Here is a 26,370-nt window from a genome sequence, read left to right as displayed (position 1 = left end):
GGCGGCGGCGGGCGCCTGCGGCGAGCTGCCGCAGGCGCCTGAACGGCCCTGCGCCGCCTGCAGGTCCTGCGCGTTGAGTGCGGTGCGAAGCAGCTGGGCGGGTCTCACGGCCAAAGGCTGCGCAGTCGTCCGGGCGGCCGGCGGTGAGTGATCGCACCCGGCCCGGAGGGCCGGCGGACGCCTAGGAGCTCAGCAGTGCCGTCTCGATGATCTCGTTCCCGTCGTTCACGTGGACGACGCGGGACTTGAAGCCGATCCGCTCCTCGTCGTCGAGCTGTGCGTAGCTGATGATGATGACCTTGTCGCCGGGCTGGACGAGTCGGGCCGCGGCGCCGTTGATGACGACGTGGCCCTTGGGCGCCTGAGGGGAGTCGTCCAGGATCGTGTAGGTCTCGAAGCGCGCGCCGTTGTTGATGTTGACGACGTGCACCAGTTCGTGGACGCCTATGCCGGCGGCCTCGAGGAGTTCGGGTGAGACGGTGATGGACCCGACGTAGTTGAGGTTGCTGTCGGTGACGGTCGCGCGGTGGATCTTCGAGTGCATGAATGTGCGCAGCATGCTGCGGCTCCTTCTACGGGGTGTGTGATGACGGTGGTGGGGAGGAGTGCGGGGCGTGCGGGGCGGCCCGCGGCCGGGGCCTTGTGGGGCGGGCCCGTTACGGGAGGCGGTCCGCCAGGCCGGCGAAGGCGCCGGGGGGCCTTTCGTCGAGGTCGGCGAGCAGCGGCGGGGCGGTTTCGCCGGTGGCGCCGAACGCGTCGTTGATCTGCCGGCACAGGTCCGGGGTGAGCGGCCAGGCGAGCGTGCGCAGGCTCCACAGGAACTGCAGGGCGCCGCTGACGTCGGCCGGATCGTCGGCGTCGAGGTTCTCGCAGCGCAGGGCGAGGACTTCGAGGTGCAGTGCCAGGGCTTCGGCGGCCTTGCGGATGGAGAACGACTCCAGTCGGTAGGCGTCCTCGAAGCGTTGTCTGGTGGCGGTCAGGGCGGTCTGCCACCACGGGGAGGGGTCGGTGTCGACGCGTCGGCCGGCAGCCGTCTCGGCGAGAGCATTGCCGATCTTCGCCAGCGGGGCGTCGAACCGGGTGGTGACGGTGAAGGCGGCCACGGGTTCGCTGAACTCGGACTGCTGGAGTTCGGGGCTGGTCAGGGACAGCACGAACCGGGTGCGGTCACGGCCGATGCTTTCCAGGTACTCCCCCGCCCAGCGGACGTCTCCCTTGCTGGTGGAGAACTTGCGGCCCTCCAGCAGGTAGTACTGGTTGGTGAGGGTGCGTGTCCTGGGCAGGTCCACGGGCAGGCCGTGGCGGGTGGCGAGCAGCGACAGCGCCACGTAGACGAAGGCGTTGTAGAAGCCGTTGTCGATGCCGATGAACTGGATCAGTTCGTCGGGGCTCTGCCCGCGACCGCCGCGGGCCTGCTGCAGCCAGTACACGTGGCCGACGTAGATCTCGGGCCAGGCGTTGATGGTCTGGCCGATGTGGCCGGGGCCGTCCCAGTCCACGCCGATGCCCCAGTTCAGGGGGTAGGTGATCGGGATGTACGGCAGGGGGCCTGCGAGGCTCTGCGCGACCACCCGGGCCAGGTCGGGCCGCAGCGGCACGTCGGAGTCGTCGTACCAGTCGGTGAGCAGGGACCGGTGGCGCTCCAGGTCCAGGACCCAGATGGAGACGGGCCTGCGCGGCAGGTCGTCGCCGGTTCCGCCGGCGGGCAGCAGGGCTCCGGGCAGGTTGTACAGGCCGCAGGCCTCGCACACGCCGGCTCGGGCGTGGGCGAGACAGGTCGGGCACCGCCCGGTGACGAACGCCTCGGCCTTGTACGTGCCGGTGGTCTCGTCGTAGGGAAGTTCCACTTCTCGCCGGTCGAACGCGCCGTTTCGCCACAGTCGGGTGAAGAAGTCGCGTACGAAGGCGGTGTAGGCGCTGTCGGGGCGTTCGAAGAGGTCGACGTCGACGGCCGCCAGGCCGAGGGTGCGGGTGATGCTGTCGAAGGCGTGCCGGATCAGCGACTCGGGGTCGGTGCCGAGGCGCTCGGCCGTGGTGACCACATAGGTCTGGTTGTCGTCGGTGCTGGTCCCGAAGGCGACGTCATGGCCGAGGATCTTCTGGGACCGGGCGCAGACGTCGCTGGCGAGCACCGGGCCGGCGAGGTGGCCGAGGTGGAGGTCGCCGTTGGGAGTGGGGGGCGAGAAGGTGACGTTGACGTGCCGTCGGCCGGTCGGGGCGTCGGTCATGAGGAGGCGCCCCTCTGGCCGGCGGGCTGGAGCCAGTAGATGGACACGAACGTCAGCGGCTCGCCCGAGCCGGTGTTCGTCACGATGTGTTCGGTTCCGTGCGGGATGTAGATCACGTCGCCGGGAACGACCTCGCGTTCTTCGTCCCCCACCCGGGCGCGCCCCCGGCCGCTGATGAAGATGAACGTCTCGTCGGTGGCATGCCCGTGCGGAGTGCTGGACTCCTCGGGTCGGATGGAGCACAGCGTGCTGTTCCACGGCGGGGTGACGACGCCTTCCCAGGGGTAGAGCTGGCGGATGTCACAGCCGTTCTTGCGGATCAGCTCGTCGCCTGCGGTGGTCTTGACGTGCATCGCGTTCCTCTCGTGTGACGTCGGGGCGGGGAAGGGCGGGCGCCTCACCCCAGGGAGAACAGGCGCTCGACGGTGTCGGGTGCGAACGATTCGGCGGGCACGTTGAACGGGCCCTGGAAGGTGGCCAGCCGGGATCCCGCCAGGACGGGGTCGGTCGGCCACACCTCGGCATAGGCCGTGCGCCGGGCCCTGCCCTGCTCGGTGAAGGTCATGTTCATCGTGGTGCGCACCGAGCCGGAGATCTTCAGACGGCGCATGCGCTCCCGGCGCTCCCGCGCGTAGGGCTCGAAGAGCTTCTCGTCCCGGGCGTCGGCGGAGCGCAGGCAGTCGCGGATCATGCGTGCGTCGCGCAGGGCGATCGACAGTCCCTGCCCGATCACCGGGTCGGACCAGCCGGCGGCGTCCCCGAGGAGCACGGCGCCGGGCACGGCGGGGGCGTCGGCCCATGCGTCGTTCATGGGGTAGAAGGCGCACACGGCCGTGGGGGTGGCCGCCGCGAACATCTCGCTGTGGGGGATGCAGTCGAGCCGGAAGGCGCGCAGGAACTCGGCGTGCCGGTTCGGTCCGGCGAAGCGGCCCTTCTGCGCGACGTCGTGCAGAAGGTAGAGGCGGGCGCGGCTTCCTTCGCGGGGGAAGACGAAGTAGAGCAGGTCGTTCTCGGTGCCGATGGACGTGACGTTGACGGGCCAGTCGTGCAGGTCTTCCACCAGCATCCCTCCGCCCAGCGAGTTCGGCGGGGTCTGCGTCAGGCCTATGCCCGACTGGCGGCGCACCGTGGACATCCTTCCGTCCGCGCCGGCGATCAGCCGGCACGACACCTGGTGCTCCATGTCGTTGAGCTCGTAGCGGACCGTCGGGTGGCTCCCCGTCTCCACCAGGACGTCGCCGATGCCCCGGACGACCGTGGCGCCGGCGTCCTCGGCGGCGGCGGAGAGCGCTTCGCAGGCCGCGGGGTGTCCCACGTCGAGAACTCCCCGAATTCCCGGCATCATCTCGTCCAGGTGCAAGGCCTTCGATCTCGCGGTTTCCGGATCGACGATCTCATCGAATCCGATGAACCGGTCGACGTACGTTCCCCCGGCTTTCAGGATGCATTCCTCGAGGCCCAGCTCGATGAGTTCTTCGACCCCCCAGCAGTTGATGACCTCGCCGCGTACCTTGTCGCGGTAGACGGTCTGTCGTTCGAGCAGCATTACCTCGTATCCGTCGCCTGCCAGGGCTGCTGCCAGTGCGGATCCGGCTATCCCACCGCCGACGACGACCACGTCGAAGCGCTCGGTCTCTGCCATCAATCCTCCTGTACACCGTTATGAGGGCATGCCTGACATGGCTGACGGGAAGTTCAGCCGAGGCTTTTCTGCGTGGTGACGGAGTTAATCCTTGCTATTGCCGCGAGTTCGCACGAGAGGTGTATGTGACATTCATCGTCCACTTTGGGTCAGCAGGAACATCTGGCGGCCGACCATCGCCGCCAGCATTTCTGACGCGCCGAAAGGCCCCGGGGCGAAGGACGCCCCGCCATGCCTGCCGTGCGCGTCGTCGTGCCGGCTGCGACTCCGGTCAGCCTGCCCCTGCCGGGCGGCGGCGACAACGCCGACTTGCTGAAGTGGGAGGGGTGCTGCATGAGCCGGGGACGACGTCCGGGTCACGGCAGGATGCCGTGCAGGGCGAGGTTCCACATCTGCTCCAGCTGCTTGACCGCGTCGGGTTCGCGGGCGGCCTGCAAGGAGGCGCGTACCCGCATCTCGCTGGCGACCAGAAGGTAGGCGGCCAGATGGGTCACGGCGGCGGGCTGGGTGCCGGGGCGCAGCTGACCCGTGCGCTGGGCCCGGCCCGCGAGCTCACCGACGGCGGGCATCCAGCAGGCCGCCCAGCCGAAGCCGCCGCCGGGGCGTTCTCGGGTCAGACGCGCCGCCGAGCGCACGGCCGTCTCGTCCTCCAGGAGCCGGGCCAGCGAGAGGGTGAGATCGACCAGTCTTTCGAGGGCGGGGCCCTGGGCTCCGGCGAAGTGCTCCACGACTCGCCGGATGGCCGTGCATCCGTCCGCCTGGACCGCGTCGGCCAGCTCGCCCTTGCTGCGGAAATGAAAGGTGAGCGCACCGGTGGTGATCCCGGCCGACTTGCACACCTGCACCAGGGATGTGCCGGCGTAGCCGTAGCGGTCGAACTCCGCGGCGGCTGCCCGCACCAACGCCTGCCGTGTCCGCGCTGCTCTTTCCTGCATGTGTGCTCCGGACGCTGTCTGGTGGGCTGGCAGCCGCCGCCTCACGCGAAGGGCCCGCCTCCGACCGCGCGAGGGCGAGTCTGCCGCTACGGGGACACGGGCTGCGGTCGAGCATCGCCGCGTCTCCCTGAACGATCTTGCGACGGGACCCCCAGGGTCGCGGTCACCTGGCTGTTGCCACAAGTCCAACTTTCCCTCACCTGAAGCGGAGTTGGCCTGTTCTGACGCGCGCCTGCCGCTGTGGCCTTCCGCTGCCAGGGGTTTGCCCCACGAGGCAATGTCCGATTCCCGACTCGTCAAAAACATAGTTGAACCAATTATTCTAGGTGGTCTCGACAGAAGGGATCGCCATGTCCTTGCTCCATCCGCCCCTGGTCGGCCCGCCCGGCGACGCCGGCCGTCTGGACGCGTTCACCGACACCGTCTTCGCCCACTTACAGCGCGCTGACCAACGACGATGGGGTCACGCCTACCTTCTCGGGCTGTTGACGGTCCCGGGCAAGAAGAGCGTCCGGCGCCTCGCCGCGGCCGCGATGGCGTCTCCGACGGCGTTCCAGTCGCTGCAGCAGTTCGTCAACGCCAGCCCCTGGGAGTGGGAGCCGGTCCGACGCGAGCTGGCTCGCTGGACCGAGGCCCGGCTGTCCCCGAGCGCATGGACCGTCGCCACGACCGTCGCCCCCAAGCGGGGGGAGCACTCGTGCGGCGTCCACCGGCGCTTCGTGCCCCGCCAGGGGCAGCATGTCAACGGCCAGATGGCGGTGGGGCTCTTCATGTCGGACGGCTCGACCGCGGTCCCCGTGGACTGGCGGCTGCACCTTCCCGAACGCTGGGTGCACCCCGACCAGCGTCGGCGGGCGCGCATTCCCGGCGACGCGCGGTCGCTGCCCCCGTGGGCCGACGCCTTCGAGATGGCGGACCGCCTCAGGCAGTGCCACGGCGTCACCCCGGCCCCGCTCGTGGCCGACCTGAGCGACAGCAGGCCGGCCGCCGACCTGGGGCGCGTACTGCTGCGCCAGCGCGGCGAGTTCGTGATCGCCGTGCCGCCCGCCCTGCCCGTCCTGCCCGTCGGCGCGTCGGATCGGGGCCCGATGCGACGGCCGTCCCCGGGCGGCGGCCGTACGGTGATGCTGTCGCCGTCGGCCGGCGCCGTGCTGGACGCCCGCAGAGGCCTGCTGCACGGACAGCGCGAGGGGCGCGCCCTCACCTGCCTGGCCCGTCTGCCCGCGGCGACGCCGGGCGCGTGGGGCCAGAACATGTTCCGCCTGTTCGCCGACCGGTGCCGACCCCAGCGGATCTACCTGACCAACATGGTTCACCGCCGGTTGAGCGACCTGTGCGCCCTCACCGAACACCTCGGCGTCACCGCGGCGTCCGTCCAGGAGCTGGAGGAGGACTTCGGGCTGCTGGACTTCGAGGGCCGTTCCTACCCTGGCTGGCACCACTACATGACGCTCATGTCAGCAGCTCACGCGTATCGCAGACTGGCCGCCACCGCGCCGCCCTCCCATCGGGCGCCGGACCGCGTGTCTGCCTGAGTGACCCGTTCGCGGGCCGGAGCGTCGCGACCCGGGCCGGACGCCCGCGCCGCACGGCGCGGGGCGCCGAGGGCGGGTCGTCAGATGGCGCCGACCCCGCCGTCCACGGCCATCGCGGCCCCCGTCACGAACGAAGCCCGGTCGCTGCACAGCCACGCGGCGGCCTCCGCCACCTCCTCCGGCAGGGCCAGTCGCCGCTGGATGGCCCGCGCATGGGCCGCCTCCTCCGGCATGACCCGCACCGCGGCCTCCATCAGGGGCGTTCTCGTGCCTCCCACGACCAGGGCGTTGACGCGTATCCCCCGGTCGCCGTAGTCCGCGGCCGCCGCCTTGGTCAGACCGAGCACCGCATGCTTGGCCGCGACATACGGCGCCACCGCGCCGGTGGCGAACTGCCCCGCGGTGGAGGAGGTGTTCACGATCGCGCCGCCGCCTCCCTGCTCCAGCATGACCGGTATCTGCTCGCGCAGACAGTTCCAGACGCCGCGGACGTTGACGTCCATGATCTGGTCGTACATCGCGTCGGAGACCTCATGGAGGGGGAGGCCCGCCGTGCCCCAGCCGGCGTTGTTGAACGCGGCGTCGAGACGGCCGAAGCATCTGACGGCTTCACTGACGGCATGCCGGACGTCGGCCGCCGACGTCACGTCCCCGGCGACCGCATGAGCACGGCCCCCGTCCTCGGTGAGTTCCTCGGCCAGCTGCCGCAGCGCCTCGGCTCGCCGCGCCATCAGCACAACCTGGGCGCCCCTCCGCGCGAAGAGGCGCGCGGCTGCAGCCCCGATGCCGCTGGAGGCCCCCGAAATCATGATCGTCTTACCTGTGAGCACACGACCCCCTGTGAAGTGGCGCGAATCGAGCAACAGGAACGTCACTTCGCAGACAGTGACACGACGTCGCCGCAGTTCTGATCCAAGACGGCTCGACTCGTCGTCTCGTCGTCGATCCGCGCAGGCCGGGGAGACTCGGGCCGCCACCGCGCCGGGCGGCCGCTCCTGGAGCAGACGCCGGGGGTCACCGGGACCCGTAGCGCTCCTCCCCCATTTCGATCTTGAGGGCGGCGGACGTCGTGGCGACGGCCGGCAACAGGCACCGCCACATGTCCCGCACCCGCTGGGGCAGGTCCTGCCGGTCCGTCTCCAGATGCGCATGCATCTGCGCCCCCGTGCAGGCGTTGACGATCAACCGCGCGAGCGCCTCGACGTCCGCGGCGGCGCGCACCTCACGCCGGCGCTGGGCCTCCGCGAGGCTGTCCATCAGCACCCCCGTCCACTGCTGATGCGAGTTCAGCTGCCCCCCGTTGAAGAACTCCTGGTCCATCACCAGGCGCGCGCCCGCCAGCAGGAACACGTCGTCCACCACCCGGTGCGCCCAGCTGAGGGTGACGTCGACGGCGAACTGCAGCCCCTGCGACTGGAGTTCGTCAAGGGTGGGACGCAGCCGCTCCGGCTGCGTCTGGACGATCTCCCGAGCGAGCTCCTCCTTGTTCCTGAAGTGGAAGTACATCGCGCCCAGCGTCACCCCGGCCCGGTCCGTGACCTTCGTCAACGTCGTCGCGAAGAAACCCTGTTCGGCGAAGACCTCGGCCCCCGCACGCAGAAGTTCAGCCCGCGTGCGCTGCGCCCTCGCCTGCTGCGGCGCCGACCTCTTGCCCGTCATCTGCTTCACGTCCTTCCGTCACCCCCTCGACAAGAAACATAACCGTACCTACTTTTATCTTTAAATGTTTCCCGGCGGAGACGCGGCTCGAACGATGACGTTCCGGAAAGGATCGCATGTCTCTCAGCAGCATGACTCCCCTACCGCCTGACCACCGCCGCTGCATCGGCAAGACGGACCCGAGCGAAGTGCTCGTCGACGCGGTGGCCGCGAAGACCGACGACACGCACGTCGTCGCAGTCCGCTGGCCCCGGACCCACCGCCACTACACCTCCGACTCGGGCAGCTACGCCCCTCACATCCTCACCGAAAGCATCAGGCAGGCCCTGGCCCTCATATCCAGGACGGCCTTCGAGGTCCCGTTGTCCAGCCGCATGGGCTGGCAGGCCTACAACTTATCGGCGACGGCAGACCAGTTGTATACGGAAGCGCAGGACGCGGAGGTGCTCCTGACGGTCACACACACCCGCGTCACAGGACGCAAGAGGGGATCCGTCCGCCTCACGGCGGCCGTCGAGGCGACCCGCGACGGACGCCACCTCGGCTCGGCCCAGATCACCTACAGCGCGCACGCCCCGGCCATATACGAGCGGCTGCGCGGCCCCTACGCCGACCCTCTGGCGGCGACGGCTCGCGCGCTGCCCGCGTCGGCCCCCGTCGCCTGCGTCCTCACGGGAACTCGCCGTGCCCACGACGTCGTCCTCACCGCCTCCTCGACGCCTCGCACCTGGACGCTGCGGGTCGACCCGGATCACCCCGTGCTCTTCGACCACCCCCACGACCACGTGCCCGGCATGGTGCTGCTCGAGGCGTGCGGCCAGGCCGCCACGGCCACCGTCCACCCACTGCGCGCGCTGCCCACCGGATTCGACACCACGTTCTTGCGCTACGTGGAGCTCGACCAGCCCTGCCGCATCACCACGACCTACCTCACGTGCGCGCCCGGCGGCCCCCGGACCATCGGCGTCCGCGGCACGCAGAACGGCCAGACGGCGTTCACCTCCAGAGTCACCGTCCACCCCCTGCCTGCCGGCTGTCGCAGGACCGACGGTGCGCAGCGCCGGCCCTGAACCGGTGGGGCCCGCAGACGCGCCGGCCCGACGCTCGGAGGAGCCCGCAGACCGATGAGTCCGGGCGGCGGATCGGGTCTGCCCTGACATGACACGCATCATCGCTGACATCTCGGTCTCTCTCGACGGCTTCGTCACCGGGCCCGACCCCGGCCCGGACAACGGTCTGGGCACCGGCGGCGAGGCCCTGCACACGTGGGCGTTCTCCGACGACCCCGACGACCGCCGGTTTCTGCGCGAGGGGACCGCCCGCTCCGGCGCCGTCGTCCTCGGCCGCCGCCTCTTCGACGTGGTGGACGGGCCGAAGGGCTGGGACGACACGACCGGCTACGGCGCCGGCGAAGTCGGCAAGCCCGCCTTCGTCGTCGTGACGAGCACGCCGCCGGAGTCGGTGCGGACGACCGACCTCGACTGGACGTTCGTCACCACAGGTCTGCCCGACGCCGTGGACGCGGCGCGCAGGCGAGCGGAGGCGGCGGCGGCGGACAGGGGCAAGGACCTCGACGTCGTCCTCATGGGCGGCGCCGCGACAATCCGCTCGGCCCTCGACGCCGGGCTGCTCGACGCGCTGACGCTGCACCTCTCCCCCGTCGTCCTGGGCGCGGGGACACCCTTGTTCACCGGCGGAACGCCGCGCAAGCTGGTGCAGCGGAGCGTCACCCCGACATCGACCGCGACGCACCTGAGCTACGACGTCTCCCGGTGATCCGGCGACCACTGCCGACGCCCATGAGAACGCCCTGGGCGTCGAGTCGTCCGGGGACGACGACGCGCCGCTCGTCCTGCCGCCGGAGCGTCAGGTTCCGCGGGAGTCGTCGGAGGCAGCCGCGAGCGTCTTGCCTGCGATTCCCGACCGCTTGACGCCGTCGACCGCCAGGCAGATGCCGAAGACGCGGGCGTGGCTGGTCCAGCCGTTGACGCGGCCATGGTTGTTGCTGATCTGCACCCGCTTCCGGGCGAGGTCCACGGACGACACCAGGTGCAGGTAGACCGTCCCGGCGACACGGGCGAGCACGATGTCCCCGACCTCCAGCTTCGACGGGTCGACCGGGGCGACGACCACCTGCTGCCGACTGCGGATCAGAGGCGCCATCGAGGAGCCGCGGGGTCGGAACGTCACGGTGGACCCGCCGGCGATCCTGTCTGCCACTGCGTCCAATGCACCCATCGGACGATGGTGGCAGAAGCCCCCTGCGTCACCCCACCGAATTACTCCTTCGTACACCGCATCACTTCTTTGCATCCCGTGGACCGAGCGCCAGCGTCAGTTCGAGGATCCGCTGCGGCGACCCGAGATCCGGAAACAGCTCCCGCAGCTGCGACATCCGGTACCGGACGGTCTGAGGATGGACGAACAACGCCGCCGCCACCTCGTCCCGCCTGCCATGGTGCAGCAGCCACGCCCGCAGCGTCTCCTCCAGCCGCCGCGCGGTCGCGACCGGCAGGGTCCGCAACGGTGCGAGGGCTCGGGCACGCAGGTCCGCGAACGCGTCCATGTCGGCGCTCAGCACCAGCTCGGGCAGGTGTGCCTCGGTGTCGCGAACGTTGGAGGAGAGGGAGCGTGCGCGTACGGCTCGCGCATACGAGGCGGACGCCCGGGTCCATGGGCGGGCGGGGCCGACGACGGCCGTGCGGTCGGTCAGCTGCCTCAGGAGATGCGGTCGGTCGGCGTCGGGGACGAGCAGCACGCCCAGGCCGTCCGGCAGATCGTCGAGGACGAGGGTGCTCGGATCGAGCGTGCGGTAGGCGGGCCGGGCCTGGGCGGCGGGCAGCAGGACCGCGGTCAGCGACACCGGAGGCTGCCACCCGGCCCGCTGGGCGGAGGCCAGCAGCACGTCCGGGCTCGCGTCGGCCAGGAGGTCGCGGACCAGCTGTTCCAGGTGGCGCTCGTGAGCCCGGCCCCGGGCTGCCAGTTCGTCGGCGTGGCCTGCGGCGCTCGCGGCGGAGAGCTCGTCGATGTAGGCGAAGGTCAGCTCGGCGAACTTGGCGACCTCGGCGGCGGGCAGACCCGCGGGTACGGCGCCCGCCGCCAGACATCGCCAGGCCACGCGGGCGCCGACACGGTAGGCGCTGAGCAGGGCGTCCATCGAACGGCCGTCGCGCACCTCGCCGCGGCCCAGCTCGTAGGCCGCGTCGCCGGCGTCGCCGCCCGTGGCGTTCCCGCTCGCGACGTCCAGGTAGTGCCCCAGGGCGGTGCGGACCGCTCGGCGGATGGTGCCGCCCATGCGGCCCGACAGAGCGTTGGCGTAGGGAGGGACCTCGTCGATGATCGCCTGGACGACCTCGTCGGCGGTGGTCCGCAGCGCGGCCCGGAGTGCGGTGACCGTCGTCTCATCCAGGGCCGGTTCGGTGGCCCTCCGGATTACATGTCCCATGTTTTGTTCCCTGCGAACAATTCTGCCGACCAGATTTACGTCCTACGGACAGGACTTTACGCCCTGAGGCGCATCAAGCTGGAGTCATGACGAGTGCAGCCCTCCGCAGTAGGGCGTGGAAACTGCTGGAGATGGTCACGACGCCGCTGCTGCCGTCCGACTACCTCGACCTGGTCAGCCCGCTGCGTGCGGGCGCCGACCTGCGTGGGCGCATCGAGGCGGTGCGTCCCGAGACGGGTGACGCCGCGACCATCGTGATCAGACCGGGACGCGGCTGGCGCGGCCACACGGCCGGTCAGTACGTGCGGATCGGGGTCGACGTCGACGGGGTGCGCCTGTGGCGCGCCTACTCGGTCACCTCGCCGACGAACCGCGCGGACGGCCGCTTCACGATCACCGTGAAGGCGATCCCGGACGGCAAGGTCAGCAATCACCTGGTCCGCAGGACGGAGCCGGGCACGCTGATCCAGCTGGACCAGGCGACCGGTGACTTCGTGCTGCCGGAGGCCAAGCCCGCCAAGGTGCTCTACCTGACGGCCGGCAGCGGCATCACGCCGGTGATGGGCATGCTGCGCGACACCGAGCTGGACGACGTCGTCATGGTCCACTCCGCGCCACAGCCGCAGGACGTGATCTTCCGTGACGACCTGCACGGCCTGGTCGCGGACGACAAGCTGCGTCTCACCGAGCTGCACACCGACACGGACGGCATGCTCGACATCGCCCGTCTCGACGAACTCGTGCCCGACTGGGCCGAGCGCGAGACCTGGGCGTGCGGGCCCGCGGGCCTGCTCGACGCCGCCGAGAAGCACTGGGCCGAGCACGGCGTCCCGGAGCGCCTGCACACCGAACGCTTCCGCGCCGGCGTCGTCGTCACCGGGGACGGTGGCGGCGGCGAGGTCACGTTCAGCACGACCGGCACGACCGTCGAGGCGGACGGCGCCACGCCGTTGCTGGACGTCGGCGAGGCGGCCGGCGTGCTCATGCCGTCCGGGTGCCGCATGGGCATCTGCTTCGGCTGCGTCACGCCGCTCAAGGCGGGCGCCGTCCGCGACCTGCGCACCGGCGAGATCACCGAGGCCGAGCCGGGCGTCCTCATCCAGACCTGTGTGTCCGCCGCGGCGGGCCCCTGCGACATCGAACGGTAGGACCATCTTGACCGCCATCGACCCCACCGCCCACCTGACCGCGGAGCAGATCGAAGAGCTCGGCCGCGAGCTGGACGCGATCCGCGACGAGGTGATCGCCAGCCGTGGCGAGAAGGACGCCGCCTACATCCGCAAGGTCATCTCGGCGCAGCGCAAGCTCGAGCTGGCCAGCAGGGGCGTGCTGCTGTTCTCGATCTTCCCGCCCGCGTGGGTGATCGGCACCGCAGGTCTGTCCGTGGCGAAGATCATGGACAACATGGAGATCGGCCACAACATCCTGCACGGCCAGTGGGACTGGATGCGGGACCCGAAGATCCACTCCACCACCTGGGAATGGGATCACGTCTCGCCGGCCGACCAGTGGAAGCACTCGCACAACGAACTGCACCACACGTACACCAACGTGATCGGCAAGGACAACGACCTCGGCTACGGCATCATGCGCGTCGACGAGGACCAGAAGTGGCACCCCTTCCACCTCGGCCAGCCGCTGTGGAACTTCATCAACGCCTGTTTCTTCGAGTACGGCATCGCCGCGTACGACCTGGAGCTCGGCAAGAACCTGCACAAGCGCCGCCGTAAGAACCCGGAGTTCCGCGCCCGGGCCAGGGCCGTGGGCCGCAAGATCCGCAAGCAGGTGCTGAAGGACTACGTGATCCACCCGCTGCTGTCGGGCCCGTCGTTCCTCCCCACGCTCGCGGCCACGTTCACCGCGAACCTGGTCCGCAACATCTGGTCCCACTCGGTGATCATGTGCGGGCACTTCCCCGAGGGCGTGCAGGTCTTCGAGCGCCGGTCGATCAGGGGCGAGACGCGCGGCCAGTGGTACCTGCGCCAGATGATGGGCTCGGCGAACATCAGCGGCAGCAAGGCCATGCACTTCATGACCGGCAACCTGTCGCACCAGATCGAGCACCACCTGTTCCCGGACCTGCCGAGCAACCGGTACGCCGAGGTCGCGGTGAAGGTGCGCGCGCTGTTCGAGAAGTACGAGCTGGAGTACGTCAGCGGACCGCTGCCCAAGCAGGTGTTCTCCGCGTGGCGCAAGGTCGTCCGTCTCTCGCTGCCGAACAAGAAGCAGCCCGCGGTCAAGACGCCGGACCGCGAGCAGGAGCTCGTTGCGGCCTGATCCCGGCAGGGACCTCACACGGTGGACGACCGCTGCCCCGGACCCCACGCCATGGGGTCCGGGGCAGCGCGGTGTCCGACTGCGCTGCCATCCGGCCGTGCGCCCGGAGCGTGACGGCGATGGGTTACGGGCCCACCGCGCCTTGCACGATTCGCCGAACGGCTGCCGGTCGGTGTCGCCCAGCGCTGTCCAGCGCAGCTGAGCCCCGTCCGTCATCGACACGAGGCCCTGCGTCTCCATCGAGGTCACCGCTGGGAACCTACGGGTCCCGCTTCGGCTCCGCCGAAGGGTTGAGCAGCAAGCTGGGTGGCGCCGCCCCTGCCGACTGGGGAGTACTGCTCCACAGGTGACCGAGCTCAGTCGGCGTCCGACGGCTCTGCCGGCGCCGGTGCGCCGCGGCCGACGGTCATCGACCAGTGAACAGCTGAGGACGCCTCGACGGACACGGCTCCGGCGCGCTCCGCCCCGGACACCGCGACCTGGTTCGAGAACGTGGCGACCTGGGAAGCAGCGCATGTGACGGGGAAGGAGACGTGCACGGGCCGCACCACCACGGTGATCTTCCCCTCGCCCTGGCAACTCACCGCGATGGTGAGCGCGTCGCCCTTCTTGCCGCTGCGGTACGGAACATCGACGTCTCCGGTGGTCACCTCCTGGCGGCCGGCGAGTGAGGTGTCGGGCTCCAACTCCGGCGGCTTCCGCAGGGAAGGCTCTGCGGCGCCGGGCCCAGTGGTGGCCGCCGCCCCGCTCGGCGTCACGGGGCCCCGGGACGGCGTGGATCGTCCGGCCTCTTCCGCCTGATCCGCCGTGCACGCGGCGAGGGAGAGCAGAGCCGCGGCACACGCGGTGCTCGGTATGCTCCGTACCGCACGAGTTCGCCAAGACATGTCGATTCTCCGGGATGGCCAGCCGACGTGACGCGGCATGTGGATGATGACGTCGCGTCACTTTCCCCCGCGACTGCCGTGATCTTGCCAAGGCTCCTGACGGGCCGCCAGCCTTCGACGCCGTTCCTGAGCGAAATCTGAGCCGGGCCCGGTCGGCGAGCGTGGTGCGACGCCTGCGACCCAGCCGGGGGGACGGGGATCGCCGATGCTGGGGCACAACGCCTGCTGAAACCGGACCGGCGGCCGCCAGCCGAGTCGAGCAGACGGCGGCACGGCGGCCGACGGGATAGGGCTCACTGGACCAGTTCGATGTGCGGATGGTCGGGGGACGCCGGGCAGACGTGGAGCTGCAGATCGTAGCCTCGGGCGAGGTCGAGCATGGTGGGGTTCCACGGTGCCGGTTCGGTGGTCGACGAGGAGAGGGCTCGGTCCTCGATGGGAGTCCAGTCCGTGTCACCGGTGTTCCATTCGGCCGAGGCGATGGTCAGCAGCGGATCCATGTCGGCGCCGCATGAGGGGCAGAGCCGGGGCTCGGGATCGGTGAGGTCCCATCGGGTCCATCCCCCGACCTTCCAGCCGGGAGCGACGGACAGCCTGTCCCTGTACAGCCCGCTGTAGAAATCCTTCGAGCAGGGCGTGTCCGAGCGGTCCAGAGGGGTGTCGGCCGCCTGCCACCTGCGCCACTCCTCCAGCTGGTGCCGGAGTTCCTTGTCCAGTTCCCTGAAGTCGGGGTATTCGGTGATCTGCTCCGGCGCGAGGAGGCACGGCTCCGGCAGGTAGCCGGGGTACTGGATCGCGGGCGGCTCGGGAGGTGTGTCGAGGATGTCGGTGACCGCGGCGGCGGAGCGCCAGAACAGCGCGGTCTCGGGCTGCGCGGGGTGGTCGAAGGGGCACCACAGCACTTGGAGCAGATCTGCCCCGGTATGCCCGGGCGGGCGCAGCGTGGGGACGTCGCGTACGTACAGCTGGGCCACGGGCAGCAGGGCGATCGGGCCCTTGGGCCACGGGCGGCCGGCCTTGATCCGTTCGTCGATCGCGGACTCCTCGGGCGTGTACCGGCTTCCCTGCGGGTCGCCGCCCGGCCGGTTCGCCGCCGCCGCCCGGACGCGGCGCTGCCGTCGTACGTCCTGCGGCGAGAGGACCTCGTTCACCTGGTCCCACTCGTGCGGTTTGTCGCAGTACGGCCACGGCTCGTCGGCGGGCCACAGCAGCGGTCCGCCGACGGAGCTGTCGTACGGCGTGGGCGACCCGGGGCGGGGATGCAGCCGGGTCGCCGTCCGTGCCAGGGGGGCCAGGCGCGGGGCGACCGCGGTGACGTCGACCAGCCGCGCCGGGGTGGTTCGGATGCGGAGCGCGGCGGCGATGCTTCCCACCCGCTCGGTGCACGCCGACCGTATCTCGGCCAGCAGTCGGGGGTAGTGCTCGCCGTGCGTGTGCAGCGCATGACACACCGCGTCCAGTGCCGCGACGAGCGGGGCGGGCCCGGCGGCGGCGAGCACGGCGGGAAGAGCGAAGTGCGGCTGTGAGATCAGCCCTGGGGTGTACGGCGTGACGTCAGGGTGCACCAGGGCGACCGCGTGCGCCGTGTCCGTGGTCGGCGGGAGGTAGGGCGGTCGCTCGGGAGGTGTCGCTTCCCGTACCGACGTGTCCGGTACGCGAGGGTCGGAGCGCAGGGTCTCCCGCAACAGGGCCGGGTCGTCGAACGGCGGCGGCAGGGGGCGTCCTTCTGTCAACGCGGAGAGCGCGTGGGCGACCCACGGCACATCGGTCAGGCCCGCAGCATCGCAGGCCCGCCGCGCGGCCAGCAATGCCACCGCGCGCTGGACCTCGGGGCCCACGACGTCGAGGGCGTGCACCAGGTCGCTGTCGAAGCGGAGCAGACCGAGGACGTTGCTCTCGCGAGCGGCCTGCAGCCTCTCGCTCGGCAGTCGCCCGCCCCACTCCCACTGCCGGTAGTGCAGTCGGCGCTCCTCGGCGGCCCGTTCGGCCCGCTCCGCTGCTGCCTGTTGGAACAGCTCGCGAGTGTGGCGTTCGGCCTCGGCGAGCTGCTCGGGCGTACGCGCCGTCGCGCGTGCGTACCCGTGCAGGTGGCCGGCCGTCCGCGAGGTGTGCCGGACGACACGGTCGGGGCTCGGTGGGGCGGGCCAGAACTGCAGGAGGTAGCTGTCCGCCTCGGGCTCCCCCGTCACCCTGGTGGGGAGTTCCTGTGCCTCGTCCATTCCCCGGGCGCAGTACCGGACCCGGTAGTCGGTCCGGACGAGGCCCAGGTCCCACGCCTCCTCGCCGTCCCACTGGACCAGACGTGTGCGCTCCGACGCCGGCCGGAAGGACGCCTCCATCACGTCCTCCCAGAGCGGGTCCAGCGCGGGGGCTTCGTCGTGGACTTCCGCGACGAAGCCGACGGCGCCCGCGTACAGCCCGGTGGACAGGAGGATCGCGCCCGGCACCGCAGCCCCGCACAGCCCGCCGGTCTGGCCTGCCAACGCCTTGGCGAGGTCCGGTCTGGGACCGTCCGGGTCGCTCACGACGTGGATCTGACGGTCGTGAACCCGCACCTCGCCTGCGACCGACCTGCGCACAGCACTCCCCCGTGTCGAGGACGGCCCCGGCGCCCCTGTCGGCCAGGCCGTCACATGCCTCGCATCATGCCGCAGAGCACTGACAACCCGTCGTGTCGGCCGGCGCGGGATCGCTCGTCGGGGTCGCGCTCAGCCAGGGACCGGATCTTCCGAGGCGCGCAGCGGTTCCGCGGTCCTCGGGGCCAGCGCGCGAACGGACGGGGTGGCGACCATGGCGAGGGTGGCGAGGAGGATGAGCGCGGCGGCGGCGTGGAGCGTGGTGCGGAGGCCGAGGAGGAGCACGGCGGGCCCTGCGGCGAACTGCGCGAACGGGAGCGCGAGGTAGGAGCCGAGGTCGTCGTATGCGTAGACGCGGGCGAGGCGGTCCTCGGGAATCTGCTCGTTGAGGGTCGAGTACCAGGCGACACCGGCCTGTTCGGCGCCCACGCCGGCCACGAAGTTGGCCACGACCAGCAGCCAGGTGTACGGGGCCAGCGCGAGCAGCAGCGGGATCGTCGCCGTCAGGCCCATCAGCGCGCAGCCGACCAGGATCGCGCGCCGGGGCCGCCAGCGCAGCGACAGAACGCCGCCGGCGACCGCGCCGAGCGAGCCGGCGGCAAGGGCCAGGCCCCAGCCGCTGCGGCCGATGCCAGAGGCGTCGGCGACGGCCGGGCCGAGGACGGTGAACGATGCGGTGAGACCGGCGTTGAGGAAGCAGAAGGCCACCACGATCACCCACACCCAGGTGCGGGAGGTGAACTCCCGCCAGCCCAAGCGCAGTTCGTACACCACGCCGGGACTGGGCCCGGACGGCGCGACCTGGACGCGGACGAGTGCGAAGGACGCGGCGGCGAGCGCGAAGCTGAGCGCGTCGACGGCCAGGCCCAGGCCGGGACCGACCGTGGCGACCAACACGCCGCCCAGCGAGGCCCCCACGATCATCGCGCTGCTGCCCGCGATCCGGGAGAGCGCGAGGGCGGCGCGGCGGGACTCGGCCGGCACGGTCTGGGGCAGCAGGGCCTGGGCTGCGGGCTGATAGCAGGAACCGGACGCCCCGTTGACCGCGGCGAGCGCCATCAGCAGGGGTATCGCGGCGTTGTGGGTGAGGACCAGGGCGGCGACCACCGCCTGGCTCGCGGCGCTGACGGCGCTGCTCGCGACCAGCAGCCGGCCGCGTGGCAGCCGGTCCGCCAGCACCCCGCCGAAGAGCAGGAAGAGGGCGCCCGTGAGGGAGTGGGCGCCGACCACCAACCCGAGCGAGCCGACCGAGCCCGTGGCGTCCAGCACGGCGAAGGCCAGGGCGATCGGCGCCACCCCGTTGCCGAGCAGGTTGGCCGTCGTGCCGATGAAGAGGTGCCGGAACGGGCGGTGGCTCCAGGGCGTCAGGGCGTCAGGCATGCGCCTGATCGTCGAGACCCGGCGGCGAACCGTCAACGCGTTTTCCGCTCGCCCGGCGCTGGCAGGGCGACCATCACGACGACATGTCCCCTTCGTCCTCACCCATCATGTGGACGAAGGGGAGTGCCGCCCGGCCACGCGCGGTTCGCCACGAGGAAGCCGAGTTGGGGACCGCGGACTTCTGAACGTCCGCCCACCGGTCCGAGCGCCTCGAGGCGGTGGCGCAAAGCTGCCGGTTCGCCGCTCGGACAGCTGCTCCGACCTGCGCGGACTCCGGCTCCGACCCGCCGTGACACGACAGTTGGCACAGCTCGCGACAGCCGATCGCAGCAGACCGGCGGACGGGCCGGGCCGGGCAATCACGTCCGAACCGTTGACGCGTTGGCCGGATGACGCTCATCATCAGGCCACCCGATGTCAGCGTTGACACAAGTCAACGATGACATCCTCCGGCCGGCGGTGTGGACGACATCGCGGGCCGGGGAGTCACATTTTCGGGCCGCTCGCCGCAGGCTGTGCTGCGTGAACGGCCGCAGCACAGGAGGCACCATGAGCTTTGGACGTGTATCCCGGCATGCCCGCGTACGGACGACCGCCGCGGCGGTGGTCGTCTGCGCCCTGTCCGCCGCCGTACTCGCTCCTCAGCCCGCCGCGGCCGACGCCCCGCTCTACTCAGAGACCTACCGTCCCCAGTTCCACTTCACTCCGGAGAAGAACTGGATGAACGATCCCAACGGCCTTGTGTACTACAAGGGCGAGTACCACCTCTTCTACCAGTACAACCCGAGCGGCAACTCATGGGGCGACATGTCCTGGGGCCACGCGGTGAGCACGGACCTCGTCCACTGGCAGCAGCTGCCGCTCGCCCTGCCGCACGACGACAAGGAGATGATCTTCTCCGGCAGCGCCGTCGTCGACGAGAGCAACACCACCGGTTTCGGCACCAAGAAGAACCCGCCCATGGTGGCGATCTACACCAGCAACGACAACAGCACCGGCATCCAGTCGCAGGCCCTCGCCTACAGCACCGACCGCGGCCGCACCTGGACCAAGTACCAGGGCAATCCCGTCATCGACATCGGCTCACGAGACTTCCGCGACCCCAAGGTCCAGTGGTACGCGCCGACCAAGAGCTGGTTGATGACGGTGTCGCTGTCCGCCGAACACAAGGTGCGGTTCTACTCCTCCAAGAACCTCAAGGACTGGACGCAGCTCAGCGAGTTCGGGCCGGCCGGAGCGACGGGCGGTGTGTGGGAGTGCCCCGACCTGTTCCCCCTGGCCGTCGACGGGGACACGAACAACGTCAAGTGGGTCCTGGTCGTCAACATCAACCCCGGTGGCATAGCGGGCGGTTCGGCAGCCCAGTACTTCATCGGCGACTTCGACGGCACGAAGTTCACCGCCGACGACAACGGCGCCTACACCCCGCCCTCCGGAGCGGTCATGCAGGACTTCGAGGGCGCCGGCTTCGGTTCGTGGACGGCCACGGGCGCCGCGTTCGGCCCGGGACCGGCTGCAGGGACGCTCGACGGCCAGCAGACCGTCTCCGGCTTCGACGGCAAGGGCCTCGCCAACAGCTTCCACTCCGGGGACGCCGCCACCGGCACCCTCGCCTCGCCCTCCTTCACCGTGAACAGCCCCTACCTGAACTTCAAGGTCGGCGGCGGCCGGCACCCGCACCGGCCCGGGAAGCTCCTCGCCGACTTCGACGGCGGCACTTACGGCGACTGGACGACGACCGGTGACGCCTTCGGCCCGGCGCCGGTCACCGGCGCCCTCCCCGGCCAGCAGCCGGTCTCCGGCTTCCAGGGCAGCGGCCTGGTCAACACCTTCCGCGACGGCGATGCCACCACCGGCACGCTCACCTCGCCCGAGTTCACCCTCGACAAGCGCTACGTCAACTTCCTCATCGGCGGCGGCAACCACCCGGCCGGCTCCGCCGACCCCACTGCACTCGAACTCCTCGTCGACGGCCAGGTCGTGCGCAGCGCCACCGGAAAGGACGCCGAGGCACTCGAGACGGCTTCCTGGGACGTCCGCGACCTCGCCGGAAAGAAGGCTCGGATCAGGGTGGTCGACGGCAACACGGGCGGCTGGGGCCACATCAACGCCGACCAGATCGCGCTGTCCGACACCCAGGCCCAGCCCGGCGCCCAGGAGACCGCCGTCAATCTCGTCGTCGACGGCCAGGTCGTCCGCAGCGCGACCGGCTCCGACGCCGAGACCCTGGACTGGGCCTCCTTCGACACCCGTGCCTACGTCGGCAAGAAGGCGCAGATCCAGCTCGTCGACATGAACACCGGCGGCTGGGGACACATCCTCGCCGACCAGTTCACCGCAGCCGACTCCCCCGCACTGTCCGTCCTGCGACGCGCCGGCTGGGCCGACTACGGCAAGGACTACTACGCGGCCGTCTCCTGGGAGAACGCCCCCGGCGGCAAGCGGTACATGATCGGCTGGATGAGCAACTGGGACTACGCGGGCGCCGTCCCCACCTCGCCCTGGCGTGGAGCGCAGAGCATCCCCCGGCAGATGGCGCTGCGCACCGTCGACGGCCGCGTCCGGCTGACCAGCGAGCCGGTGAGCAACGTGAAGTCCCTGCGGCAGGCCTCCCCGGCGACCGCGACCGCGGGCGTCGTGACGAACACGTCGAAGCCGCTGGCCGGTCCCGCCGCAGAGGGCAAGGCGCTCGACATCGAGGCTGTCTTCTCCCTCAAGAACGCCGAACGCTTCGGGCTCAAGGTACGCACCGGCGCCGCGGGCGAGGAGACCGTCATCGGCTACGACGCCACGACACAGGAGTTGTACGTCGACCGGACCCGGTCCGGCGCAGTGGACTTCAACGGCACCTTCCCCGGCGTCCAGACCGCGCCCCTGAAAGCGGCGAACGGCAAGATCAAGCTGCGGATCCTGGTCGACTGGTCGTCCGTCGAGGTGTTCGGCGGCAGCGGGGAAGCCGTGATCACCGACCAGATCTTTCCCGACCCCGCCAGCCAGGGAGTCCAGGTCTTCGCCGAGAACGGCTCGGTGAAGCTGGACAAGGCCACCGTCTGGCACCTCGACGCCACCCACGACTGACGCAACGGCCGCCCGCCGCAAGGGACATGGCGCAACGGACATGGCGCAAGGGCAGGGCCGCGTGACGTGGCCCTGCTCCCGGGCCCGAGAGCCGGAGTCGGCGCCTAATCACCGGCGCGGGCCATGAGCAGCGGCTGGAAGAAGCCCGTCTGCTGCGGCATCCGCCACTCGGCGTCGACGAACCCGGCCTCGGCTGCGAGGCCGGTCAGTCGCGCCCGGCCCAGTGCCCAGTAAGTGGTACGGCGGACCTGGACGCGCCATTCTCCGCCTGCCGGGAGGAGCTGGAAGTGCTCCAGGTCGTAGTGCTCGCCGTCGTCGTGCCAGTGCCAGAGTTGGAAGGTGACGGTTCGCTCCTCGCCGTCGGCGCGGTCGGCGGTCCCGTGGACTTGTGGAGGCGCGGAAGCCGGGCGGTCGCGCAGCAGGTCGTCGTAGGGGCGTGTGCTGACCAGCAGCAGGCCGCCGGGCCGCAGCACTCGGCGCATCTCGGTCAGGGCAGCGTGCACGTCCTGCTCGGTCAGCAGGTGGGGAAGCGAGTTGTCGGCGCAGACGACCGTGTCGAACCGGCCGTCGGGAAACGGCAGGCGTCGCATGTCGGCAGCGGCCGTGCGCAGGCTCAGGTTCCGGCGGGCGGCCTCATGGGCTGCGCGGGCGGCGGCGCGGCGACTGAGGTCGGTTCCCGTGACCCGGTGCCCGCGCAGCGCCAGACCGATGGCCTGCGTGCCGATGCCGCAGGAACAGTCGAGGACCGACGCGCGGTCTCGTCCGATCAGGGCGTCGAGCGCGTCACCCTGCCGACGGACGCTCGCGTCCCAGTCCGCATAGATCAGGTGGTAGTCGTCAGCCAGTTCGTCGTAGAAACGCGAGCACCGTCCCACGTTACCGCGCCTGTTTCCTCTCGGACCTGTCTCTTGGTTTTCTCGACCTGTGGCGGGAGTCAGGCGCCATCGGGCGTTCCCGGCCTCGGCGCCCTCTCTCCCGCGCTCTCGTCGTTCAGGCGGCCGACTGCCCAGGGCAGGAGTTCCTTCGCCAGAGCGAGGCTGAACGGCCTGACCAGTGAGCGCAGTTCGACACAGGCCGTGGGACCGAGCGTGAGGTACGGGAGGGCGGCCAGCCTGTCGGTGGCGTGCTCGATCTCCGCCCTGCGCCGCGCACCGTCCTCGGTCAGCGCCAGGTCCGGTCCGTCGTCGAGCCATCCACGCGCACGGAGACTCTGCACGGCCTCGGCCCACTGCTGCGGCGTCCACGCCCGCGAGTCGCGCAGGACCCCCGCATCGACGTCGCCTGCGGCGGCATGCGTGACGAGAGCTTCGATCCCGCTCAGTCCGGCGGTCAGCAGCGCCCCCACATGGCCGTCGCCACGGAACTCCCGCAGCAGGGTCTGCGCGTGCCAGAGCACGAGGTGGGGCTCGCTCGGCCACGGCAGTGCGGCGTGCGCGGCGAAAAGAGGGCGGCCCTGCGGGTGATGCACAGTCACTTCCGCTGCGGCGCGGGCCAGTTCCGCCGCGCGGGCCATCGCCGGTGAGGAGACCTCCGCGCCGAGGATGCGGCGGAGCGTGGCGTCGATCCCCGCGAGCCGGGCAGCGGTGAACTGCTGCGGCGCAGCGGCCTCCCATGCGGCGGGTATGGCCCGGCGCACCAGTTGTGGATTGAAGTTGTAGAACGTGGCGATGACCACCTCCGCCGAAGCCGCGCCCAGCACGGCCGAACGGGACGCGAAGTACCCGGTCCTGGCGTCCACGCCCAACTCGCCGTACAGGCCTGCCGCTTCGGGTGAGAAGTAGACCGCCCCGTGGTAGGGCTCGAGGGTTCTCCAGGTCTCGCGCGCGTAGGCGAGGCTGTCGCGGGTCGGGTCCTGCGCCTTAGCCTGCGTCGGGTCCTGCGCCTGCGCGTGCGTCATGAGCGGCTCTCCGTCCTGTTGCGGATGAAACGTCGGCGTTCATCGAGCACATGAAGGCGGGTGGGACGCCTCGCGAAGCGTACCGCCTGGTCGGTACGCTACCGGAACGCAGCTCCGGCGACTACTGCCCTGCTGCCGGTTCCCCGCGCCGGTCCACGATGACCAGGACGACGTAAACCCGCCCTAGAAAGCGGAGTTGGCGAACCAGTGAGTCAGCAGGTCGTCGTCTCCGTCATGTGCGAGGGCCGCCGCGTCTCGGTGCAGCCGGCCGTAGACGAGCAGCAACAGATCGGCGGCGGTTCCCTGAACGGTCGCGTCGGCGGGTTCGGCGGCACCGGGGTTCGCGTCGAGCCCGAAGCCGTCGGGCCGCAGGCGGACCAGCCAGTCTTCCTCGCCGTCGGTCGCCTGGAAGCAGAGGGTCTTGTCCGGACCGCGCAGGTCGGCGACGCGGGGCGCGAAGGATGCGGCGAAGGGCAGATTGACGAGGAACTCGTCGACGCCGTCCACGGCCGACGGGCGGTCGATGATGGGCCGACGGCCGAGGGCCAGTTCGGCGTCGACCCGGTGCACCAGGGTCTCGAAGAGCATCCGGCGTGCCCAGAAGCGGGCGTGCTGGTCGACGCCCCATGCCCACATGGGCAGGTCCGGGTCGGTGGCCGCGAAGGCTTGAGCGGCCACGGTCGCGCTGTCGGCCAGCCAGTCCGGGTACTCCTCCGGCCGCTCCGGGAGCCGCAGGTCCACGTCCCGCGCACGCGGGGGCTCCTGGATGCGCGCGTGCAGAAGACTCGAGAACCAACGCTGGACGCCACCGGTGTGCTTGACCAGGTCTGCCAGCGTCCAACCGGGACAGCTCGGCACGGCGGTCGTCAGGTCGGCAGTCCTGACGGCTGCGACGAGTCGGGCGGTCTCCACCGCGATCTCGGCGCGGTGGTCGACCGCAGCGGGTCCGTGTGCGGGGAGGTCCGACGAGTTCATCGCGGGAGCCTTTCTCTGGGTGACGGCTTGGGGTGACCGCTTGGGGTGACGGATTGGAGTGATCCGGGGTCCGCCGCCGGCGACGGGAGGCGGCGCGCCGGAGGCGGCAGAACCTGCCGCGCTGCAGTCGCTGAGCGGCGGGCGCCGGCCGCCTCCGGCTTCACGACCCTCCCGATGGTCGCACCCGCCCTCCCACCTCACCCACGCGGGGACCCCTCACGTGCGACCCACTGCCCACGGGAGGCCCGCACCGGCACGCCGCTCGCCGCCGGCCGGCACCCGGCGACCGGAGCCGGCACGCGTGTGCCCGTCCGCGGAGGTCACGCGGTGCTGAGGGGATGGGCCGCCGTGGCCGAGCGTGGAGGCCAGGCATGGGGGGCGAGGATGCCGAGGACATAGGCGCGGGCCACGAGGGCCGGACGGGTCGCGGCGCCCAGCAGACGCCGCAGGCGGCTGAGGTGGTAGTCGAGGGTCTGCCGCGACAGTTTCAGCGAGGCGGCTATGTCGCTGTTGCTGTTGCCCTGCGCCAGCAGCGACAGGATGCGGATCTGCGCGGCGGTCAGCGGCGGATGCGCCTCGTGGGCGAGGCACTGATGGGTGATCACGGCCCAGACATGCCGTGCCCGGCTGGCGGAATGGCCGATAGTCGTCAGGTGAAGCTCCGCCCGCCGCTGCAGTCCATGGGCGTCGACGAGCACGGCGGTGGTCTCGACCCGGCGGGTGCGGCGGGCTATCAGACTGTTCCAGCGGCGGTGCAACCGGGCGAGATCGGGTTCCGGTTCGGGGGCCAGCAGCGTGTGGGCACGGCGGCCCACGAGGTCGGCCAGGCCGAGGTGGAAGAGTTCGGCGGCCGCCACGCTCGCCTCGATCACCCGCCCGTTCGCCGACAGCAGGGCGCAGGGCAGCCCGCTGTGGTCGCGCAGGGCGCTGAGGTTCTCCTCGGCCTCCTGTCGCCGCTCCGTGGCCCGCAGGTGGTCGGTGATGTCGACATAGATGCCGGCGACGCAGGTGCGGGACGGTTCCCGCACCGGGAAGCGATGACCGACCGCGCGGCCCGTGGTGCCGTCCTGGCGCAGATAGCGAAGGGTGTGCCGGACGGGCGTGCCCCGGGTGAGTATCTGCTGGTCCAGGGCCCGGAACCGGTCGGCTTCGGCCGGGGCGTCGAAGTCCTCGATGTATCTGCCGACCAGTTGCTGCGGCACGGTGCCGTAGAGGTGCGCGTAGGCGTGGTTGGCCCACAGGTAGCGCCCGTCGCGATCCCGGATGAAGGCGGCCGCCGGAGCGAGGTCGACGAGGTCCGCGAAGGCGGCGTAGCCGCAGGCTGACCAGCCGGACGCCCAGGGGCACTCGCAGGCCGTCACCCGGGCAAGCTCTGCGGAGACCGCCGGTTCGGGCCCTGCGAGCCGTGCCCCCCGCTGCCGCCGGTCCGGGGCGCGTCGTGAGCCGCCCGGGTCGATGAGGCCGCCGGAGTCGCCCGACTCGTCTGTCTGCAACGGCCCGTCGGCATTCGCCTCCCCCGCCTGCCACGGCTCGTCGACTTCCCTCCAGAACACGGGGAGCTTCTCGAGCAGTGTCTTGAGGCATGGGTCGTCCACAACGGTCTCCGTCCGTATACGACTGGCTGACGCACAGTCACCCGACGTTGGACATCCCGCCCGGTACGGCACAAGCACCATTCCCGGCCGAGTTGCCGGAAGTCGACTGCGGCCCCGCCGCTCACCGCTCGATCGGGCCATGGGCGCGAAAGTCCGTGGATCGCCCCGGCGACCCAGCGCACCGGGGGGGTCGCCGGGGGCGGGCGGGGCGGGTTTGTCGGGTTGAGCCTCGGCCCCCGGTGTGGGGGGGGGGCGCCCCGG

The 26,370-nt window shown here is 70.9% G+C and carries 22 protein-coding genes; 6 read left to right on the top strand and 16 right to left on the bottom strand.

Annotation, left to right across the window (positions count from 1 at the left end):
- Positions 1–181 precede the first annotated feature (181 nt).
- From panD to ABT300_RS15170, 5 genes are all read right to left on the bottom strand, one after another.
- Positions 182–559, bottom strand: coding sequence for an aspartate 1-decarboxylase (gene panD / locus ABT300_RS15190; protein ID WP_351675198.1), 378 nt, complete (start codon positions 557–559; stop codon positions 182–184).
- 97 nt (positions 560–656) lie between these two features.
- A complete protein-coding gene (locus tag ABT300_RS15185; protein ID WP_351675196.1) occupies positions 657–2,228 on the bottom strand; it encodes a class I tRNA ligase family protein in 1,572 nt (523 codons plus the stop codon).
- The gene (locus ABT300_RS15180) at positions 2,225–2,581 is read right to left on the bottom strand and encodes a cupin domain-containing protein (protein ID WP_351675194.1); all 357 of its coding nucleotides are present in this window, start codon (positions 2,579–2,581) and stop codon (positions 2,225–2,227) included. Before ABT300_RS15180 ends, ABT300_RS15185 begins: the two co-directional genes overlap by 4 nt.
- Before the next feature lie 44 nt (positions 2,582–2,625).
- Entirely contained in the window at positions 2,626–3,870 is a 1,245-nt protein-coding gene (locus tag ABT300_RS15175; RefSeq protein WP_351675192.1) for an FAD-dependent oxidoreductase, read from the bottom strand.
- 356 nt (positions 3,871–4,226) lie between these two features.
- Entirely contained in the window at positions 4,227–4,805 is a 579-nt protein-coding gene (locus tag ABT300_RS15170; RefSeq protein ID WP_351675190.1) for a TetR family transcriptional regulator, read from the bottom strand.
- A gap of 350 nt (positions 4,806–5,155) precedes the next feature.
- On the opposite strand from ABT300_RS15170, the gene ABT300_RS15165 reads away from it, so the two are divergent.
- Entirely contained in the window at positions 5,156–6,340 is a 1,185-nt protein-coding gene (locus tag ABT300_RS15165) for an IS701 family transposase (RefSeq protein WP_351675188.1), read from the top strand.
- An 80-nt stretch (positions 6,341–6,420) separates the two neighbouring features.
- Here the strand turns inward: ABT300_RS15165 and ABT300_RS15160 are convergent, their stop codons facing one another.
- Complete coding sequence (locus tag ABT300_RS15160; RefSeq protein ID WP_351675186.1) at positions 6,421–7,170, bottom strand: SDR family NAD(P)-dependent oxidoreductase; 750 nt, start codon at positions 7,168–7,170, stop codon at positions 6,421–6,423.
- Between the two features lie 184 nt (positions 7,171–7,354).
- Positions 7,355–7,999, bottom strand: a complete 645-nt coding sequence (locus tag ABT300_RS15155; protein WP_351675184.1) for a ScbR family autoregulator-binding transcription factor — start codon at positions 7,997–7,999, stop codon at positions 7,355–7,357.
- A 116-nt stretch (positions 8,000–8,115) separates the two neighbouring features.
- On the opposite strand from ABT300_RS15155, the gene ABT300_RS15150 reads away from it, so the two are divergent.
- Together ABT300_RS15150 and ABT300_RS15145 are read left to right on the top strand one after the other, a co-directional pair.
- A complete protein-coding gene (locus tag ABT300_RS15150; protein ID WP_351675182.1) occupies positions 8,116–9,069 on the top strand; it encodes a ScbA/BarX family gamma-butyrolactone biosynthesis protein in 954 nt (317 codons plus the stop codon).
- 88 nt (positions 9,070–9,157) lie between these two features.
- Positions 9,158–9,775, top strand: a complete 618-nt coding sequence (locus ABT300_RS15145) for a dihydrofolate reductase family protein (RefSeq protein ID WP_351675180.1) — start codon at positions 9,158–9,160, stop codon at positions 9,773–9,775.
- A 90-nt stretch (positions 9,776–9,865) separates the two neighbouring features.
- On the opposite strand, the gene ABT300_RS15140 is transcribed toward ABT300_RS15145, so the two are convergent.
- Positions 9,866–10,237 (bottom strand): S24/S26 family peptidase, encoded by a 372-nt coding sequence (locus ABT300_RS15140; RefSeq protein WP_351675178.1) that lies wholly within the window; start codon positions 10,235–10,237, stop codon positions 9,866–9,868.
- A gap of 61 nt (positions 10,238–10,298) precedes the next feature.
- Entirely contained in the window at positions 10,299–11,444 is a 1,146-nt protein-coding gene (locus tag ABT300_RS15135) for a PucR family transcriptional regulator (RefSeq protein WP_351675176.1), read from the bottom strand.
- An 86-nt stretch (positions 11,445–11,530) separates the two neighbouring features.
- On the opposite strand from ABT300_RS15135, the gene ABT300_RS15130 reads away from it, so the two are divergent.
- Both ABT300_RS15130 and ABT300_RS15125 read left to right on the top strand, forming a co-directional pair.
- A complete protein-coding gene (locus ABT300_RS15130) occupies positions 11,531–12,592 on the top strand; it encodes a ferredoxin reductase (protein ID WP_351675174.1) in 1,062 nt (353 codons plus the stop codon).
- Positions 12,593–12,599: 7 nt separating this feature from the next.
- Entirely contained in the window at positions 12,600–13,721 is a 1,122-nt protein-coding gene (locus ABT300_RS15125) for a fatty acid desaturase family protein (RefSeq protein ID WP_351675172.1), read from the top strand.
- 356 nt (positions 13,722–14,077) lie between these two features.
- On the opposite strand, the gene ABT300_RS15120 is transcribed toward ABT300_RS15125, so the two are convergent.
- From ABT300_RS15120 to ABT300_RS15110, 3 genes are all read right to left on the bottom strand, one after another.
- The gene (locus ABT300_RS15120) at positions 14,078–14,371 is read right to left on the bottom strand and encodes a hypothetical protein (protein ID WP_351675170.1); all 294 of its coding nucleotides are present in this window, start codon (positions 14,369–14,371) and stop codon (positions 14,078–14,080) included.
- A gap of 530 nt (positions 14,372–14,901) precedes the next feature.
- A complete protein-coding gene (locus ABT300_RS15115) occupies positions 14,902–17,133 on the bottom strand; it encodes a hypothetical protein (protein ID WP_351675168.1) in 2,232 nt (743 codons plus the stop codon).
- Positions 17,134–17,316: 183 nt separating this feature from the next.
- Complete coding sequence (locus ABT300_RS15110; RefSeq protein WP_351675166.1) at positions 17,317–18,564, bottom strand: MFS transporter; 1,248 nt, start codon at positions 18,562–18,564, stop codon at positions 17,317–17,319.
- A gap of 549 nt (positions 18,565–19,113) precedes the next feature.
- On the opposite strand from ABT300_RS15110, the gene ABT300_RS15105 reads away from it, so the two are divergent.
- Entirely contained in the window at positions 19,114–21,642 is a 2,529-nt protein-coding gene (locus ABT300_RS15105; RefSeq protein WP_351675164.1) for a GH32 C-terminal domain-containing protein, read from the top strand.
- 104 nt (positions 21,643–21,746) lie between these two features.
- Here the strand turns inward: ABT300_RS15105 and ABT300_RS15100 are convergent, their stop codons facing one another.
- The 4 genes from ABT300_RS15100 to ABT300_RS15085 all read right to left on the bottom strand — a co-directional run bounded on the left by ABT300_RS15100 (position 21,747) and on the right by ABT300_RS15085 (position 26,109).
- Positions 21,747–22,517, bottom strand: a complete 771-nt coding sequence (locus ABT300_RS15100) for a class I SAM-dependent methyltransferase (RefSeq protein ID WP_351675162.1) — start codon at positions 22,515–22,517, stop codon at positions 21,747–21,749.
- A 59-nt stretch (positions 22,518–22,576) separates the two neighbouring features.
- Positions 22,577–23,539: an SCO6745 family protein gene (locus tag ABT300_RS15095; RefSeq protein ID WP_351675160.1), complete on the bottom strand. Its 963-nt coding sequence runs from the start codon at positions 23,537–23,539 to the stop codon at positions 22,577–22,579.
- A gap of 183 nt (positions 23,540–23,722) precedes the next feature.
- Positions 23,723–24,514 carry a maleylpyruvate isomerase family mycothiol-dependent enzyme gene (locus ABT300_RS15090; RefSeq protein ID WP_351675158.1) on the bottom strand — a complete coding sequence of 264 codons (792 nt, stop codon included), beginning with the start codon at positions 24,512–24,514 and terminating at the stop codon, positions 23,723–23,725.
- A 320-nt stretch (positions 24,515–24,834) separates the two neighbouring features.
- Entirely contained in the window at positions 24,835–26,109 is a 1,275-nt protein-coding gene (locus ABT300_RS15085) for a PAS domain-containing protein (protein WP_351675156.1), read from the bottom strand.
- Between the last annotated feature and the right edge of the window lie 261 nt (positions 26,110–26,370).

The organism is Streptomyces sp. NPDC001027, from assembly GCF_040299045.1.
Taxonomy (GTDB): Bacteria; Actinomycetota; Actinomycetes; order Streptomycetales; family Streptomycetaceae; genus Streptomyces.
Note: the sequence above shows the minus strand (reverse complement) of the source record. Positions and strands in the feature narration are given on the sequence as shown.